16 protein-coding genes are annotated in these 17,111 nt (G+C 39.3%); 9 read left to right on the forward strand and 7 right to left on the reverse strand.

Annotated elements, in window-relative coordinates; genetic code table 11:
- Positions 1-175 precede the first annotated feature (175 nt).
- From lolA to rplU, 3 genes are all read right to left on the reverse strand, one after another.
- Complete coding sequence (gene lolA / locus EXE09_RS12360) at positions 176-874, reverse strand: outer membrane lipoprotein chaperone LolA (protein WP_130117478.1); 699 nt, start codon at positions 872-874, stop codon at positions 176-178.
- A 245-nt stretch (positions 875-1,119) separates the two neighbouring features.
- Positions 1,120-1,374 (reverse strand): 50S ribosomal protein L27, encoded by a 255-nt coding sequence (gene rpmA / locus EXE09_RS12365; protein WP_004828213.1) that lies wholly within the window; start codon positions 1,372-1,374, stop codon positions 1,120-1,122.
- A gap of 20 nt (positions 1,375-1,394) precedes the next feature.
- Complete coding sequence (rplU, locus tag EXE09_RS12370) at positions 1,395-1,706, reverse strand: 50S ribosomal protein L21 (RefSeq protein WP_010113102.1); 312 nt, start codon at positions 1,704-1,706, stop codon at positions 1,395-1,397.
- A 428-nt stretch (positions 1,707-2,134) separates the two neighbouring features.
- On the opposite strand from rplU, the gene sdsA reads away from it, so the two are divergent.
- From sdsA to EXE09_RS12415, 9 genes are all read left to right on the forward strand, one after another.
- On the forward strand, positions 2,135-3,118 hold the full coding sequence (gene sdsA / locus EXE09_RS12375; protein WP_068974448.1) for an All-trans-nonaprenyl-diphosphate synthase: 984 nt from the start codon (positions 2,135-2,137) through the stop codon (positions 3,116-3,118).
- Between the two features lie 30 nt (positions 3,119-3,148).
- A complete protein-coding gene (locus tag EXE09_RS12380) occupies positions 3,149-5,197 on the forward strand; it encodes a site-specific recombinase (RefSeq protein WP_165382065.1) in 2,049 nt (682 codons plus the stop codon).
- A gap of 161 nt (positions 5,198-5,358) precedes the next feature.
- Positions 5,359-5,997, forward strand: coding sequence for a phosphatase PAP2 family protein (locus EXE09_RS12385; RefSeq protein ID WP_130117479.1), 639 nt, complete (start codon positions 5,359-5,361; stop codon positions 5,995-5,997).
- On the forward strand, positions 5,997-7,271 hold the full coding sequence (locus EXE09_RS12390) for an efflux RND transporter periplasmic adaptor subunit (RefSeq protein WP_068974445.1): 1,275 nt from the start codon (positions 5,997-5,999) through the stop codon (positions 7,269-7,271). The genes EXE09_RS12385 and EXE09_RS12390 overlap by 1 nt, the downstream gene beginning before the upstream one ends.
- Positions 7,272-7,283: 12 nt before the next feature.
- Complete coding sequence (locus tag EXE09_RS12395) at positions 7,284-10,502, forward strand: efflux RND transporter permease subunit (RefSeq protein ID WP_130117480.1); 3,219 nt, start codon at positions 7,284-7,286, stop codon at positions 10,500-10,502.
- A complete protein-coding gene (gene adeK / locus EXE09_RS12400) occupies positions 10,502-11,956 on the forward strand; it encodes a multidrug efflux RND transporter AdeIJK outer membrane channel subunit AdeK (RefSeq protein ID WP_068974443.1) in 1,455 nt (484 codons plus the stop codon). The genes EXE09_RS12395 and adeK overlap by 1 nt, the downstream gene beginning before the upstream one ends.
- Positions 11,957-12,068: 112 nt before the next feature.
- Positions 12,069-12,419, forward strand: a complete 351-nt coding sequence (locus tag EXE09_RS12405) for a YbjQ family protein (protein ID WP_087553166.1) — start codon at positions 12,069-12,071, stop codon at positions 12,417-12,419.
- Positions 12,420-12,428: 9 nt separating this feature from the next.
- Positions 12,429-12,863 (forward strand): YbjQ family protein, encoded by a 435-nt coding sequence (locus EXE09_RS12410; protein WP_130117481.1) that lies wholly within the window; start codon positions 12,429-12,431, stop codon positions 12,861-12,863.
- A gap of 13 nt (positions 12,864-12,876) precedes the next feature.
- A complete protein-coding gene (locus tag EXE09_RS12415) occupies positions 12,877-13,284 on the forward strand; it encodes a hypothetical protein (RefSeq protein ID WP_130117482.1) in 408 nt (135 codons plus the stop codon).
- Positions 13,285-13,309: 25 nt separating this feature from the next.
- Here the strand turns inward: EXE09_RS12415 and EXE09_RS12420 are convergent, their stop codons facing one another.
- The 4 genes from EXE09_RS12420 to EXE09_RS12435 all read right to left on the reverse strand — a co-directional run bounded on the left by EXE09_RS12420 (position 13,310) and on the right by EXE09_RS12435 (position 16,828).
- Positions 13,310-14,083, reverse strand: coding sequence for a hypothetical protein (locus EXE09_RS12420; RefSeq protein ID WP_130117483.1), 774 nt, complete (start codon positions 14,081-14,083; stop codon positions 13,310-13,312).
- Positions 14,084-14,173: 90 nt separating this feature from the next.
- On the reverse strand, positions 14,174-14,923 hold the full coding sequence (locus EXE09_RS12425; protein WP_130117484.1) for a hypothetical protein: 750 nt from the start codon (positions 14,921-14,923) through the stop codon (positions 14,174-14,176).
- Positions 14,924-14,981: 58 nt separating this feature from the next.
- Positions 14,982-15,779, reverse strand: coding sequence for an SDR family NAD(P)-dependent oxidoreductase (locus EXE09_RS12430; protein ID WP_130117485.1), 798 nt, complete (start codon positions 15,777-15,779; stop codon positions 14,982-14,984).
- A gap of 353 nt (positions 15,780-16,132) precedes the next feature.
- On the reverse strand, positions 16,133-16,828 hold the full coding sequence (locus tag EXE09_RS12435) for a hypothetical protein (RefSeq protein ID WP_068974436.1): 696 nt from the start codon (positions 16,826-16,828) through the stop codon (positions 16,133-16,135).
- Positions 16,829-17,111: the final 283 nt, after the last annotated feature.

The raw sequence follows: 17,111 nt of genomic DNA on the forward strand, positions 1-17,111 counted from the left end.
TATCTGAAAAATAGAGATAAAACAAAACATGTTCAAGACCTCTATAAAAATCAATCTCGCCTTGCTCAACTTCATTAGACATAAAAAAAGCAATCCGAAGATTGCTTTTGATCATGCCAAATCAATTTTTAAATAATCAAATCATTCACTTTATGAGCGAATGAACAATCATCAATTATTGATCAATAATATCAGTACCTTTTGGTGGTACAAAGTTAAATGTCGATGCTGGAATTGATGCATTTACATTGACATTGTTAAAACGTACAGTCGTTGTTTGACCCAATGAGTCTTGTAAAATCATCAATGTCGGCGCATTTTTTGCCCCAAAACTAATCGTCAAACTTTGGAAAGCACCATCTTTTTGTTTAGGATAAAGCGTGTAATAAGTTTTGCCTGCATTTGGCTGAGTAATACGATATGCCTTTTGAATTTGTTGCGCATTTCCACTCAATAATAATGCTGGAGTATTCGCAACCTGCTCATCTAAGCTTTGACGAACTGCTTGCTGCAAGTCTGGATCATAAATCCATACTGTACGTCCTGAAGTCACGATCGTTTGTTTTGATGGTGTTGTAGTTTGCCAAAAGAATTTACCCGGACGTTCAACTTTCATCACACCTTTAAAAGTCTGATTCATATGTTGCGCGGTTAAACCTTTCTTCTGAGCGACTTTACCTGTTTGCGCTACTTTGGTCGTTTGTTCAAAGTTTGCAGTAAAGCTCTTCACGCCACTCAATTGTTTCACCAAGTTCGCAGTCGCTTGTTGCTCCGATGCAGCAGTTGCTGCAAAAACTGTTGTGCTCATCATGACTGGTGCAAGCAAAGCCGCACTCATTGCTACTGCACCCATCGTTTTACGAAGCATTTTCATAGGTTCACCTTTTCTATACCTGTACCAAATAAGTCGATACAGTTGTTATTTATTCGATGACCTATCTTAAACCAAATTGGGCAGGTAATAATTGAGAAAATAAGAAGTTTTGTATTGTTATTGGATAGAAATGTAGAAATTCATTCATGATGATGGAGATCTAGTTCTCACTGATTCAGCGTAAATAGTTTTCCAGATCATAAAAAAACCCGCAATAAAGCGGGTCTTTTTTGTACTCTTAAAGCTTACACTTCAACAGATACATAGCGACGGCCAAATTGACCTTTCACTTCAAATTTGATTACGCCGTCAGCAGTAGCGAACAAAGTATGGTCACGGCCCATACCTACGTTTGCACCAGCGTGGAATTCTGTACCACGTTGACGAACGATAATGTTACCAGCAGTCACAGCTTGACCACCGTACATTTTAACACCTAACATTTTAGGATTCGAGTCACGACCGTTTTTAGTCGAACCACCGGCTTTTTTAGTTGCCATGTCTATTTACTCCTAGTGGATTAGCCTGCGATCGCAGTAATTTTCAACTCAGTGAACCATTGACGGTGACCTTGTTGTTTACGGTAATGTTTACGACGACGCATTTTAACAATACGGATTTTGTCGTGACGACCATGACCAACCACTTCTGCAGTTACTTTTGCGCCAGCAACAACTGGAGCACCGATTTGAATGCTTTCGCCATTCACAACCATTAATACATCATCAAATGTAATAGTTGCGCCAGTTTCAGCTTTCAACAATTCTACTTTAAGGGTTTCACCCTCAACAACACGGTGCTGTTTACCACCGCTTTGGATTACTGCGTACATAACGTACTCCAACTTGCCCGTGTCGTCGTGCCGATAAAGGAATATACCGATCTTAAAACGAACGCCACTGGGGGTTATACAAGGGCAAAGATTTTAAGTGATAATGAATTAAACAACAAGTCATTTCCATCAAATATTACGTTTGTATGCAAATTAATCTAAATATCAGATGCATTTTAGGGTTTAAGCATTGAATACATAAAAAATATTCTCAAAACTCTCTTAAATTGAAATAGATTTTTAAATCAAATCCGCTACTATGTAGCGCATAAGAAAGATGAATTGAATGTTTGTTGTTTTATCTTTTTTGGACAAATAAAACGCAAATCATTAAGATTCAGGCACGATGTCTGCTTTCTATGGCAACATTCATCCATGTTAATTGTTACACTAGTCAGATAAACGCATTTGCATGAGGCTCCCACCCTATGACCATCGACTTTAAGCAAGATATTCTCGCGCCTGTAGCTACAGACTTTGCAGCGATGGACAAGTTTATTAATGAAGGGATCACTTCAAAAGTCGCTTTAGTCATGGCAGTCAGTAAGCATGTGGTAGAAGCTGGCGGTAAACGCATGCGTCCGATCATGTGTTTACTTGCAGCAAAGGCTTGTGGTGCAACTGATGCACAAATGGAACCCTACCGTAAGTTGGCTGCGATTATCGAAATGCTACACACCGCAACTTTGGTGCATGATGATGTTGTCGATGAATCTGGTTTACGTCGTGGTCGTCCTACAGCAAATGCAACATGGAACAATCAAACAGCAGTTTTGGTCGGTGACTTTTTAATTTCACGTGCTTTCGATCTTTTAGTTGACCTCGACAATATGGTTTTACTCAAAGACTTCTCGACAGGAACCTGTGAAATTGCCGAAGGTGAAGTTTTACAACTTCAAGCACAGCATCAGCCTGAAACCACTGAACAAACCTACCTCGATATTATTCATGGTAAAACTTCTCGTTTATTTGAGCTTGCAACAGAAGGCGCGGCAATCATTGCTGGAAAACCAGAGTACCGCGAACCGATGCGCTTGTTTGCAGGACACTTTGGGAATGCCTTCCAAATTATTGACGATATTTTAGATTACACTTCCGATGCTGAAACATTAGGTAAAAATATCGGTGATGATTTGATGGAAGGAAAACCAACTTTGCCGTTAATCTCTGCTTTAGCCAATACGCAAGGTGAAGAACACGAAATCATTCGTAAAAGCATTGCGACTGGCGGTACAGCAGATTTGGAACGTGTTATTCAGATTGTACAAAGCTCTGGTGCTTTGGAATATTGTAGCCAACGTGCAACCGAAGAAACAGAAGCTGCGTTACAAGCTTTAAACCATTTACCTGACTCTGCATACCGTCAAGCATTGTATAATTTAGCGAAACTTGCGTTACATCGCCTTCAATAAATATACATATCTCCCATTTTATAAGTGCTTATGCAGATACAATTTAATGATCTTTTTCTCCTCATGCAGGAACAGCTTGATAATTTAAACGCTGTTCCTGAAGCCAGTATTCTGATTGAACTGGTCAACCGAATCAGACCTAGTGATACTCATGATATTGAAGAAATAAAAAATAAATTTAATGCTTTAATCCGAGCCTTATTGATTACACCTAATGCAACATCTGCATTTCAAGGTTACTTACTACGACTCATTAATCATTATAAGCAAGCAAGCTTATATGCGGACAGTGGCATTTTATCTTTAGATGGTTTTTGGAATCAGCTCGGACAAAGGCTTGGCGCTCATTTTCTACCACTACTCGTCGACGAATCTGAACTTAAAGATTTAGTCAGTAAAGTTTTTTATCAGCGTAGTGATAAATACTGGCTCGATAATATTGAAGATTCGCAATGGATTGAATTTTTCAAGTTACTGAATCAAGGCTTGAACTATGAAAATGAAAAGCTCGGTATCAAAAGAGAAATTGTCAAAGCGATTACTGTTTTATCCTATCGTATCAGTGGTATTGGCTTATATCCTGAATTTATTAATGCCTATCCTGAACTTCAAGAATACGAATCACCTTTTCTTGTACAAAACCGTGAAATTGTCGAATTTATAGAAACCTATAAGAAAAAACATCGACATGATCCTGATTTCAATCTTGTCCCTGATGCTGATCAAGCCTTGGTCATGATTGAACAATGTCGCGCTGTTGTTTTAAAAATTCGCCGTGCAACAAAACGTATTGGCGTGAGTCTAAGTCTCACCTATCTATTGTCACTGCTTGAACAATGTCTAGACCGCATTGAGTTATTGCTAAATCTCCTAGTTGAAGAAAACCTAATTCGTTTTCAACTTTGTGGTGAACTACTCACTGAATTGGTTTATGCCCACTATAGTGAAACCAGTGTTCGCGACTTACTGAAAACCAATAGTGAACTGATCGCCTTACAAGTCACAGAGAATGCGAGTAAAACGGGTGAGCACTATGTGAGTACAGATAAAAAAGGCTTTTTAGGTATGTTTCAGGCAGCAGCGGGTGCTGGTGTCATCATTGCCACAATGGCTACCATTAAAATTCTTTTTTCTCGTTTAGCACTCGCCCCATTTTTACATGCATTTTTTTATAGTATGAATTACTCATTGGGATTCATGCTAATTCATGTTTTGCACTTCACTGTTGCAACAAAACAGCCTGCAATGACTGCTGCTGCACTTGCTTCCACTGTACAGCATCAAAAAGGGTCTAAAACTGCGCAAATTGCAGAACTTGCGGGTTTGATTATCAATATTATCCGTACTCAGTTCATTGCAATTTTGGGAAATATTTCGATTGCAATTCCAACAGCAGGATTAATTACGTTTTTATGGCAACTGACCACCCATGAACCATTATTGACTCATGCCAAAGCCAATGCCTTATTGCATAGTTTAAATCCATTCACATCACTGGCGATTCCACATGCTGCCATTGCAGGTATTTGTTTATTTTTATCGGGATTAATTGCGGGATATTTCGACAATATGGCAGTGTACCGCAAAGTTGGTGCACGTTTAAAAGCCCATGTAAAATTGAAAAAAATCATGGGCCCTGAAAAACTTGAAAAATTTGCGAATTATATCGAAAGAAATTTAGGTGCTTTAGCGGGTAATTTTCTCTTCGGTATCATGCTCGGAAGTATGGGAACTATCGGATTTATATTAGGATTACCTTTAGACATTCGCCATATTGCCTTCGCCTCAGCAAACTTTATTCAAGGCCTGATGTGCGTCAATGGCTCACCAGATATTGGCTTAATCATTGTGTCATTTATCGGTGTTCTTGCTATAGGTATTACCAATTTATTTGTCAGCTTTACCCTCACCATCATTGTGGCACTTCGCGCACGCCAAGTTCGTTTCTCTCAGTGGAAACCTCTTGCAAAACTGATATTTACACATTTCTCAACTCGCCCAATGGATTTTTTCTGGCCACCGAAACAGCCTTTGCAGCTTGAAGATGAGAACCATTTTCACAAAAAGCTAAAACATTGAGACTAATTGTTATTTTTTGTTCGAATTCTTATTTTTTTTGCAAAAAGAAATTAGTATAAATTACCTAAATCTACTCACTTGAAAAAAAGTGTACTGACTAGTACACTTTAGTGCATTAATTAAACTTAACGTGCGCGATTAATATACTCATAGGTTGTGATATGCCTTATGTATTGCTCTTTATTGGCTGTGTAGGTTTTCTTATTGGGGGTATTGGTTTAAATATTGACCAAATACAACATTTTGATTTCAATAGTGTTGTATGGATGAGTACACACCGTTTAGAGGCTTTAAATGGTATCACACTCGCCCTCTCCTATTTAGGCGGCTTACCGTCTATGATCGTGATAACTGGGCTATGTAGCATATATTTCATACGCCAAAAACTGTACGCAAATATACTGATGATGAGTTTGGGCTTACTCGGTGCTTCAATAATAGGTTGGATTTTAAAATACCTAGTCGACCGACCAAGACCAGATGAAGTCTTCCAAATAGTGAAAACTTATGGAGCTTCATTTCCCAGTGCTCACAGTATCTATGCAGCCGTTTTGTGTTGTTCGATTATGTTTATTTTTCAAAAACATCAGCAAGTTAAACTTATATACTTAATGGGGTTTTTGTGGTTTTTTAGTATGGGAATCTCTCGTGTATATCTGGGAGCACATTTCCCTACAGATGTATTCGCAGGTTGGGGCATAGGTTTTATTTGGGCTGCAATGATATGGCTCATCCTATCTTCAGCAACGTTAAGTCGGAACAAAATATTTTTAGATAAAAATCTAAACGAGGTGGAATAATGATGTCGGCAAAGCTTTGGGCACCTGCCCTTACTGCTTGTGCTCTAGCAACGAGTATTGCACTTGTAGGTTGTAGCAAAGATCCAAAAGCAGCACAAGAAGGCGGTGCTGCTGCCCAAAAAATGCCGCCGACTGAAGTTGGTGTCATTGTTGCTCAACCACAAAGCGTGGAACAAACTGTAGAACTTTCAGGTCGTACGTCTGCGTACCAAATCTCTGAAGTTCGTCCACAAACCAGCGGTGTGATTTTAAAACGCTTGTTTAGTGAAGGCAGTTTTGTACGTGAAGGTCAACCGCTTTATGAAATTGACTCAAGTACCAACCGTGCAAACTTAGACAGCGCAAAAGCAGCTTTAGTACGTCAGCAAGCAAACTTAAATGCTTTGCAAGTTAAGGCAAATCGTTATCGTCAGCTTGTCGGCATCAATGCTGTTTCTAAGCAAGAATATGATGATTTAGTCGCACAAATTAAATTGGCAGAAGCAGATATCGCTGCGTCAAATGCTGCAGTTAAAAATGCACAAATTGACCTCGGTTACTCAACGGTTCGCTCACCGATTTCTGGTCAATCTGGTCGTTCTAGTGTGACTGCTGGTGCATTAGTGACTGCAAGTCAAAGCAATGCATTGGTTACCATTCAACAGCTAGATCCAATCTATGTTGATATTAACCAATCAAGTGCTGAGTTATTACGTTTACGTCAACAGCTTGCAAAAGGCAGTATTGACCGTAGTAATAACACTAAAGTTCGCTTAAAACTTGAAGATGGTAGCACTTACCCTGTAGAAGGCAACCTCGCATTCTCTGATGCCAGTGTAAATCCTGATACAGGTTCTGTGACGTTACGTGCTGTATTTTCTAACCCGAACCATTTATTGCTTCCTGGTATGTTTGCCAACGCGCAAATCGTACAAGGTGTGATTCCAAATGCTTATTTGATTCCACAAGCTGCGATTACACGTACGCCTACAGGTCAAGCAATGGCAATGCTCGTCAATGCTAAAGGTGCTGTTGAAGCTCGTCCTGTGACAACTGTAGGTGTTCAAGGTCAAAACTGGATTGTAACTGAAGGTCTAGCAACTGGTGATAAAGTCATCGTTGACGGTATTGCCAAAGTTAAACCTGAACAACAAGTTGTTGCTAAACCTTATCAGCCACAAGCTGCTGCGCCTCAAGGGGCAACACCAGCTGCGGCTCAACAAAAAACAGGTGGAGCAGCCCAACCTGCTCAGCAAGATAAAGCAACTGAACAAAAAGCTACTTCAAATGCATAAGGGGTAGACTCAATGGCTCAATTTTTTATTCATCGCCCGATCTTTGCATGGGTGATTGCACTGGTCATTATGTTAGCGGGGATTCTCACGCTGACGAAAATGCCTATTGCACAATATCCGACGATTGCACCACCGACAGTTACAATTTCTGCAACTTATCCTGGTGCATCAGCTTCGACTGTTGAAAACACAGTAACGCAAATCATTGAACAGCAAATGAATGGTTTGGATGGCTTACGTTATATTTCGTCAAACAGTGCGGGGAACGGTCAAGCTTCAATCCAATTAAACTTTGAACAAGGTGTTGATCCAGATATCGCACAGGTTCAAGTACAAAACAAATTGCAATCAGCAACTGCACTTTTACCAGAAGACGTACAACGTCAAGGTGTAAAAGTAACTAAGTCTGGTGCAAGCTTTTTACAAGTCTTAGCGTTCTATTCTGAATCAGATAGTTTGTCTGCAGATGACATTAAAGATTATGTGAACTCAAATATTTCCGAACCTTTAAGTCGTGTTGCTGGTGTAGGTGAAGTCCAAGTATTCGGTGGTTCTTATGCCATGCGTATTTGGTTAGATCCTGCCAAATTAACTAGCTTAGGTATCACTCCAAGTGATGTTGCAGCTGCAATTCGTGCACAGAACTCTCAAGTTGCTGTGGGTCAGTTAGGTGGTGCGCCATCTATCGAAGGACAAGTACTGAATGCAACTGTGAATGCACAGAGTATGTTGACCACACCTGAACAGTTCAAAAACATCTTCCTACGCAACACCAGTGATGGTGCACAAGTCCGGTTAGGTGATGTTGCACGTGTTGAATTAGGTGCGGATACCTATCAGTTTGATTCTAAATTCAATGGCAAACCTGCGGGTGGTGTTGCAATTAAACTTGCGACAGGTGCCAATGCCTTAGATACATCAGAAGCTGTTGAAGCACGCATGGTTGAATTGCGTAAAAACTACCCAACAGGGATGAAAGATAAACTCGCATTTGATACGACACCATTTATCAAAATTTCGATTGAAAGTGTGGTACACACACTGATTGAAGCGATTATTCTTGTATTCTTTGTCATGTTCTTGTTCTTACAGAACTGGCGTGCAACCATTATTCCAACGATGGCTGTACCTGTTGTTGTATTGGGTACTTTTGCGATCATTAATATTTTTGGTTTCTCGATCAATACCCTCACCATGTTTGCAATGGTGTTGGCGATCGGTCTCTTGGTGGACGATGCCATCGTTGTGGTGGAGAACGTTGAACGGGTGATGCAAGAGGATCATTTAGATCCAGTTGCAGCAACAGAACTTTCGATGAAGCAGATTACAGGTGCCTTGATTGGTATGACATCTGTTTTGACTGCGGTATTCGTTCCAATGTCATTCTTTGGAGGAACGACTGGGGTTATTTACCGTCAGTTCTCGATCACTCTGGTGACAGCAATGGTCTTATCTTTGGTTGTAGCGGTGACCTTTACCCCTGCGCTATGTGCAACCATTTTAAAACAGCACGATCCAAATAAAGAACCAAGCAATAATATCTTTGCACGTTTCTTCCGTTGGTTTAATGCTGCCTTTGATCGTACTGCTGAGAAGTATCAAACGGGTGTTAATTTCATGACACATCATAAACTGTTCTCTGGAATTGTTTATGCTGCTGTAATTGGCGTATTGGTTGTATTGTTTAAAATGTTACCTTCGTCTTTCTTACCAGAAGAAGACCAAGGTGTGGTGATGACACTAGTTCAATTACCACCAAATGCAACCTTAGACCGTACAGACAAAGTCATTAACACGATGACGCACTATTTCATGGAAAATGAAAAAGCCTCAGTGGAATCTGTGTTTAGTGTTTCTGGTTTCTCATTTACAGGTATTGGTCAAAATGCTGGTCTTGCGTTTGTAAAATTAAAAGACTGGGAAAAACGTACTACCCCTGAGCAACAAATCGGTAGCCTGATCCAACGTGGTATGGCGCTGAATATGATTGCAAAAGATGCATCGTATGTTATGCCGCTGCAATTACCTGCAATGCCTGAGTTAGGCGTAACTGCTGGCTTTAACTTCCAGTTAAAAGCATCTGCAGGTCAAAGCCATGAACAACTTCTCGCTGCACGTAATACCATTTTAGGTCTAGCTGCTCAAGACAAACGTCTTGCAGGTGTACGTCCAAATGGTCAAGAAGATACACCTCAATACCAAATTAACATTGATCAAGCGCAAGCTGGGGCAATGGGTGTCAGTATTGCGGACATTAACTCAACCATGAGCATGGCGTGGGGTGGTTCATATATCAACGACTTCATCGATCGTGGTCGTGTGAAAAAAGTCTATGTTCAAGGTGAAGCTCATGCACGTATGATGCCTGAAGACTTGAACAAGTGGTATGTACGTAATAACAAAGGTGAAATGATTCCATTCTCTAGTTTTGCAACTGGAACATGGACTTATGGTTCACCACGTTTAGAGCGTTATAATGGTATTGCCTCAATGAACATCCAAGGCTCACCTGCACCAGGTACCAGCTCTGGTGATGCGATGCTTGCGATGGAAGAAATCGTTGCAAAACTACCATCAATGGGCTTACAAGGCTTTGACTATGAATGGACAGGTCTATCGTTAGAAGAACGTGAATCTGGCTCACAAGCACCATTCTTATATGCCCTTTCATTATTGATCGTATTCCTCTGTCTTGCTGCACTGTATGAAAGCTGGTCAGTACCCTTCTCGATCCTATTGGTTGTACCTCTAGGTGTAGTTGGTGCGATCATATTAACTATGTTCGGGCACACAGGTTTATTTGGTGGAATTACCTTGTTTGGTCGGACTTATTTTGCACCTGATGCAAATCTATCCAACAACATCTATTTCCAAGTTGCACTTATTGCTGTGATCGGTTTGTCAGCAAAAAATGCGATTTTGATTGTAGAATTTGCCAAAGAACTGCAAGAGAAAGGCGAAAGTCTATTTGATGCTACTTTACATGCAGCAAAAATGCGTTTACGTCCAATCATTATGACCACATTGGCATTTGGTTTTGGTGTATTACCATTAGCATTATCAAATGGTGCAGGTGCAGGTAGTCAACACTCAGTTGGTTATGGTGTATTGGGTGGTGTAATCACCTCAACACTATTGGGTATTTTCTTTATTCCTGTATTCTTCGTGTGGGTACGTAGTATCTTTAAATATAAACCTAAAAATCAAAATCTTCAGGAGCATAAATCGTGATGCAAAACTTATGGTCTATCTCAGGTCGTAGCATTGCGGTATCTGCACTTGCGCTTGCTTTGACTGCATGTCAAAGCATGCGTGGCCCAGAACCCGTAGCTCAAGCGAGCATACCAACAGGTTATATTGACAATAACACTGGTACATCTATCGCAGAACAAGGTTATAAGGAATTCTTTGCAGATCAACGCCTACTTCAGGTGATTGATCTTGCATTAGCCAATAACCGTGACTTACGTACCGCGACATTGAACATTCAACGTGCTCAACAAGCGTATCAAATCACTTCAAACAATCAGTTACCAACGATTGGTGCAAGTGGTAGCGTACTTCGTCAAGATCAAGGTGCTGGTGCTCAAACGACCTACAATGTTGGTTTAGGGGTGACTGCATACGAACTTGATTTTTGGGGTCGTGTAAAAAGTCTCAAAGACAATGCTTTAGATACTTATCTTGCAACGGGTAGTGCGCGTGATTCAACACAAATCAGTTTGATTGGTCAGGTTGCGCAAGCATGGTTAAGCTATTCTTTTTCTACAGCTCAACTTAAACTTGCAGACCAAACCTTAAAAGCACAGCTTGATTCATACAATCTGAACAAAAAACGTTTTGATGTTGGGATCGACAGTGAAGTTCCACTTCGTCAAGCGCAGATTTCTGTTGAAACAGCGCGTAATGATGTTGCAAGCTATAAGACACAAGTTGCTCAGGCTCAAAACTTATTGAACCTTCTTGTAGGTCAACAAGTTCCTGACAACTTATTGCCTAAACAGCGTGTGACTAAAATTACCTCAAACTCAGCATTTGCTTCTGGTTTACCAAGTGACTTGTTGAATAACCGTCCTGATGTAAAAGCTGCTGAATATAAACTTTCAGCTGCGGGTGCAAATATTGGAGCGGCAAAAGCACGCATGTTCCCGACAATCAGTTTGACTGGTTCTGCAGGCTATGCATCTACTGATTTAAGTGATTTATTTAAATCAGGCGCATTTGTATGGTCATTGGGTCCTAGCCTCGATATTCCTTTATGGGACTGGGGTACACGTAAAGCTAATGTGAAGATTTCAGAAACAGATCAACAAATTGCGTTGTCTGATTATGAAAAATCAATTCAGTCTGCTTTCCGTGAAGTGAATGATGCATTAGCGGTTCGCCAAAATATCGGTGACCGACTCACTGCACAAAAACGCTTGGTCGATGCAACCAATACAACCTATAAACTTTCAAATGCTCGCTTCCGTGCGGGTATTGATAACTATTTGACTGTTTTAGATGCACAACGTTCATCTTATGCAGCTGAACAAGGTCTATTACTTTTAGAGCAAGCGAACTTAAATAACCAAGTTGAAGTGTATAAATCACTCGGTGGTGGGATCAAAGCCAACACTGCTGATCAAATCGCTCAACCTGCTTCTTCTTCTGAATTGAAATACCATTCAAAAGATAAAAAGTAAGTTTGCATCGTTTTAAATGAAAGCTCACTTCGGTGGGCTTTTTTTATTGCTTTTTGATCAATTATTTCCTATGTTCAATACATCTCATTCATCGAAGTAAATCAACCACACCATGAAATTAAGCAACCTTGAAAGTGTGCCAGGGCACCAAATTATTCAGCAGTTAGATGTGGTTTATGGCAGTACTGTGCGCAGTAAACATGTTGGACGTGATTTGATGGCTGGATTAAAAAATATTGTCGGTGGTGAACTCAAAGGTTATACCGAATTATTAGAAGAATCACGCCAAGAAGCGATGAATAGAATGATTGAAAAAGCACGCGCTTTAGGGGCTAATGCAATTGTCGGAATTCGTTTTTCCACTTCAAATATTGCGCAAGGTGCTTCAGAACTATTTGTTTATGGAACAGCCGTCATTGTTCAAGCAAATTCAAATCCACTTCCAGACCCATTTTCACACTAGGTGACGCGTATGGATGGATTAGTTTTTAAAATCGTCATCACACTCATTTTGTTTTGTATCGGCTGGGGATTTGGGCGCTATATTGAACGTAAACATTTAATTGAACTTGAGCAAAATGAACGACGCCTTGCGCATATCCGTATTGATACCCATAAATTTCAGAGTTCTGAAAAAGAGGGACAGCTGATCAGTAGTAATGTAGTGATTTCACATGATTATTTTAAATATATCATTGCTCAAATCCAAAACTTTTTTGGCGGGCGACTCACCACCTATGAAAGCGTGGTTGAACGCGCACGGCGTGAGGCAATTGTCAGATTAAAACAACAGGCTGAAAATGTCGGTGCTAAACAGATTATGGGCTTACGTTTAAGTACCACTGAACTCGGCATGCAAGGTGGCATGGTTGAAGTTTTTGCCTATGGTACAGCGATTCAATCTTAACCAGAGTAGAAAAATGAATAAAAAGAAAATTTTAGGCTCTATTATCGGAATTATTGGTGGCTATTTGATTAGCCACTACTTGATTTCACCCTTGATTTTTAAAAATAAACAGCCCAATCAAACTGAAATAACACAAGCACTTGATACTGAATTAAATATGCTACGTCAACAAATCCCAATGCAGATCGAACAAAGTTCAACACTAACAGCAGTTGATCGACGAGATTTAAAAATCGCATATACCTACGAAATTGATCAGTCCGTACTTCCTGCTTTTTCCAATGCAACTAAAAAAGCTGAATTATGCGAACTGATGAAAGCGTCTTTTAAGTTTGGGGTTGAGTATGATTACATTTATAAGAATGAAAATGGAACGACATTGCTCACCATTCCAGTCAATCAAACCTCCTGCTCTATCTAGCGAAATCAATATTTAAAAACCTACATCAATAGACATAGTCATCTTTATACTGGGTGGGAATCTGATACTGCCTCCCATCAAATTTAAGCGTCATAATCTGCTTAGTTGGATTTTGTTTGGTTTCATGACAGTGATCATAAGTACCACGAAATTTAGACTTCTGTGCTGTAGTTTTGACCTGAATATCATAATAATTTTTGCTTGTACTATTCAGCATTTTTAAAATACTTTTTCGTTCTTCGACATCAGCATTACAACGAGTATCTGTTTCAGCTCGGTAACGCTCTACAATCAAGCTATCTAAAACTTGTTGTTTATTCTGCAAATTATAGAGATTCAACAACTGCATTGCGTAAGGATTCGGTTGGGAATGCCCTGAATAATTCAATCTTAGGCCCAAAGCACGTTGCTGATTTGCAATTTTATAATTGGCTGTATCTAGTTCGATCGAATCTAAACTAATTGCATCGGAAACTATCGCTTTTCTTGTAAGATAACGATAATTCACCTGTTGGTTGTTCCGATCAAACTTAAGCAAAGTCAAATAATATGTCCCACTTTCTGGTTCATCTTTAACAGGAATCCACTGTGCATACGCCATAATCACATTTGAAGTATTGGTTGGGTCAATTTTACAGGCGATTCTGGCTTGCTCACGATTGGCTATCTCGGTCTGTGCAATCACTTTATCAACCAATTCATTGCTATCGCAAAGATCAGCACGCGCTTCATTCATGCACAATAAATAACTCGATAAAGCCAATGGAACAATTAAGGGACGAAATTTTACTTTTAACATGACCACCTCGCCCACGAGATTACAATCAAATCTCGCTTAGACTTAAAATTAAATGAAACTGCTTAACTCGTTCAGTAAAATGGTTCACGACTAACGAGACATCTCGCATTCCCATTTCCCATCTTTTTTCTCTGTACATGTTTCCATCGCTAATGGATAAGTCGTCAATTCAGTCAAGTGAAAGCCCTTTTGATCGAATCGAATCATAGACTGATAAGTTCCATCATCCATTTTAATATCCAAACCTTGATTCTGAATACGGTACATGGTGTTGCCAACAGCCTTTCTAAAACCATCAAAATATTCAAAGTTAATCTGATTATTTTGAATACTCAAAAAACCAATACCACCATAATATTGTGACTGATGATTACGCATATCAATAATATGTACTGTCGTATCGGCATATACAAAACGTCCAACCTCTTTCAACCAACTGCTATTCAAAATCGTCAATTGATCTGAAAAAATATGTCCGTTCAATAAAATACAGCGTACAGGACACTTTTTCGTATCTGCAGATGGCGTCTTTAAATATTGTTGATGATTTAAAATTTCAAAGCGATATGGAATTTGACGTGTATCTAATTGGGCTGGTGGTAAACGACTTTGGGTTGTCTTAGCTGAACTTTTCAAATTATAAAACTCCGGCTTTAACCACTTTTGTGAATCAAAAAAATGTTCACGTGGTCGCCAGCCTTGCTTTTCTTCATCTGAGGGTTCTACCCATGCCCGCGCTTCTTCTTGACCTGTTTGTTTTGCAAAAGTGCTAAACGGAATCAACAATACACATAACATCAAAAGGAAACAGCGATTTAATTGATAAAATGAGACGTACATTTCCTACTTACCTAAGACAACCATTGTGTAAATAAATTTTTAAGATGTTCTTAAACAATTATTTAACTTTCATTTTACGAATCATTTTATACAGTGTTGATGGCGATAAACGAGAAACTAAAACGCCTAATTTTTCCTTACGACCACCGACAACGATGTATTCTTGACCTTTCATCAAAGCTGAAACTGTTTGTGTTGCAAAATCATCAGCTTCTAAGCCATTTTCAATCGCTTCGTCCTGATGTGCCTGCGGTTGACCTGCACCATTCAGTGCATTAAAAGACACATTGGTTTTGACAAAACCAGGGAAAATCACGGAAACATTGACACCATCTTGTGCTACTTCTGCACGTAGACTGTTTGCCCACATGTGAATCGCTGCTTTAGCTGCTGAATAGCTCGCACGATATTGTGTACCGAGTAGACCTGCCACACTCGATACATAAGCGATACGTCCAGACTTTTGTGCTAAGAATGTCGGTAAAACCAATTTGGTCAAAAAGACTTGAGAAAAATAGTCAATTTCCATGATGGCACGTTCAGTTTGCATGGTGGTATCTGCAATTAAAGCTCGCTGACTCAAGCCTGCATTATTGATCAACCAATCAATGCGCCCTTTTTCTTGCAATACTTGTTCATAAGCATGGCGCATTTGAGCTTCGTCAGTAATATCCATTGCCACTGAAATATGTCGATCAGGGTTTAAAATACTGACGCGCACATTTTCGAGTTCTTCTAAACGTCGCGCACTGAGAATCACTTGTGCCCCTTGCAGAGCACATTCTGCCGCTAATGCCTTGCCAATCCCAGAAGATGCACCAGTAATCCAAACGACTTTTCCCTCTAAGCTTTCCATGTCACCACTCCTAAATTTAACAAATAATATCAAATACTTAATTTAAAGTTTTTATTTCACGGAGTCTTACATCAAAAATTTTGATTCAGGGTTTAGCCTTCGGCTCGAGGTACTTTTGTTTCGGCAAAAGTACCCAAAACCACTGTCATCCGCAGAACTCGTTCACTTCCGTTAAGTTATTCGACACCTCGCAGAAACATTCTTAATTAGAAGTAGTCCTGCCTCAAACAATTGCGGATGACGTTACCGCGTATCCACACTCATTAATACACAAAGTATAATTTAAACCATTACGTTATATATCAATGAGATTAGTTCAAAGGATTGATCAAAGCAATTGCGCTTTCAAGCAATTAAGCAACAATCAAAAACTTTTTAAAATGCTGTGCATAATGCTGTGCTTTTTCAACATTGGCAGGGTCATATTCTTCACCCGCTTTTTCTAAACGCTTATACCCTGTACTGGTGATCATATTGATCACACCATTCAAGGTTTTATCGACCACAAAATTAAATTTCAATAATGTTTTAGGATCACGAATAAACTCAGAAACACCTAAATCAATCACTTTGACCAAGTCTTTTAATGCTGCTGGTAAAGCATGTACATCACCATCAATGACTTTTTGAATATTGGCATTGGCTTGCTCACCTAAATTACGGTCAAGTTGATAATACATCACCACTTCATTGGCATTGGAATCTTCAAACTTTTTCAGAATATGGTTTGCAACTGGTTTTAAACGGTCATTACTAAAAAATGAAATCGACCATGGCATGTATTTTTTCAAAGCACCTTCAATCTGGTCAAAAATTTGTTCCGCTTCTTTAAGCTTTTTCTTGCCGTTAGCATCCAAGTCACTGCGTGAGCGTTGCTCATTTAACAAAGAACCAAAGACTTGATCTAGAACTTGGCAAGACATTTCAGTAAATGCTGTACCCAATTGTTTGGCTAAATCTTTCTTTTCACCATTATTCAAACTTTGGGTAATGTTTTTTAATTCTTGGTAAGTCTGCTGTTTGATCAATAAATCGATTTTATATTGCATCCTACTTTTCCCTATTGTTGTTTTAACGAGATTGAACTGATATTAGCAAAACTCGAAAATGGATGCATTGTCTTTTAATGACTCCAAATGATTATTTATAATTAAAAAATACTTAATTTAAAACAAACACTTAAAATCATTTATTCGCATTTCAAACTGAATAATATGGTTTAAATCCAACATTTGTTTTATTTTTCTGAAATTCTCATTTCCCAAACAGAAAATAAAGCTGTGGAGCAAGATCAAATAAATTAAAACAACACCAATACTCCACTACAGGAAT

The organism is Acinetobacter sp. WCHAc060025 (genome assembly GCF_004209355.1).
Taxonomy (GTDB): Bacteria; Pseudomonadota; Gammaproteobacteria; order Pseudomonadales; family Moraxellaceae; genus Acinetobacter; species Acinetobacter wuhouensis.

Bases quoted from the DNA above. Each gene is read 5' to 3' on its own strand.
- lolA (WP_130117478.1), bottom strand. From the start codon at position 874: ATGAAAATGCTTCGTAAAACGATGGGTGCAGTAGCAATGAGTGCGGCT.
- rpmA (WP_004828213.1), bottom strand. From the start codon at position 1,374: ATGGCAACTAAAAAAGCCGGTGGTTCGACTAAAAACGGTCGTGACTCG.
- rplU (WP_010113102.1), bottom strand. From the start codon at position 1,706: ATGTACGCAGTAATCCAAAGCGGTGGTAAACAGCACCGTGTTGTTGAG.
- sdsA (WP_068974448.1), top strand. From the start codon at position 2,135: ATGACCATCGACTTTAAGCAAGATATTCTCGCGCCTGTAGCTACAGAC.
- EXE09_RS12380 (WP_165382065.1), top strand. From the start codon at position 3,149: ATGCAGATACAATTTAATGATCTTTTTCTCCTCATGCAGGAACAGCTT.
- EXE09_RS12385 (WP_130117479.1), top strand. From the start codon at position 5,359: ATGCCTTATGTATTGCTCTTTATTGGCTGTGTAGGTTTTCTTATTGGG.
- EXE09_RS12390 (WP_068974445.1), top strand. From the start codon at position 5,997: ATGATGTCGGCAAAGCTTTGGGCACCTGCCCTTACTGCTTGTGCTCTA.
- EXE09_RS12395 (WP_130117480.1), top strand. From the start codon at position 7,284: ATGGCTCAATTTTTTATTCATCGCCCGATCTTTGCATGGGTGATTGCA.
- adeK (WP_068974443.1), top strand. From the start codon at position 10,502: ATGCAAAACTTATGGTCTATCTCAGGTCGTAGCATTGCGGTATCTGCA.
- EXE09_RS12405 (WP_087553166.1), top strand. From the start codon at position 12,069: ATGAAATTAAGCAACCTTGAAAGTGTGCCAGGGCACCAAATTATTCAG.
- EXE09_RS12410 (WP_130117481.1), top strand. From the start codon at position 12,429: ATGGATGGATTAGTTTTTAAAATCGTCATCACACTCATTTTGTTTTGT.
- EXE09_RS12415 (WP_130117482.1), top strand. From the start codon at position 12,877: ATGAATAAAAAGAAAATTTTAGGCTCTATTATCGGAATTATTGGTGGC.
- EXE09_RS12420 (WP_130117483.1), bottom strand. From the start codon at position 14,083: ATGTTAAAAGTAAAATTTCGTCCCTTAATTGTTCCATTGGCTTTATCG.
- EXE09_RS12425 (WP_130117484.1), bottom strand. From the start codon at position 14,923: ATGTACGTCTCATTTTATCAATTAAATCGCTGTTTCCTTTTGATGTTA.
- EXE09_RS12430 (WP_130117485.1), bottom strand. From the start codon at position 15,779: ATGGAAAGCTTAGAGGGAAAAGTCGTTTGGATTACTGGTGCATCTTCT.
- EXE09_RS12435 (WP_068974436.1), bottom strand. From the start codon at position 16,828: ATGCAATATAAAATCGATTTATTGATCAAACAGCAGACTTACCAAGAA.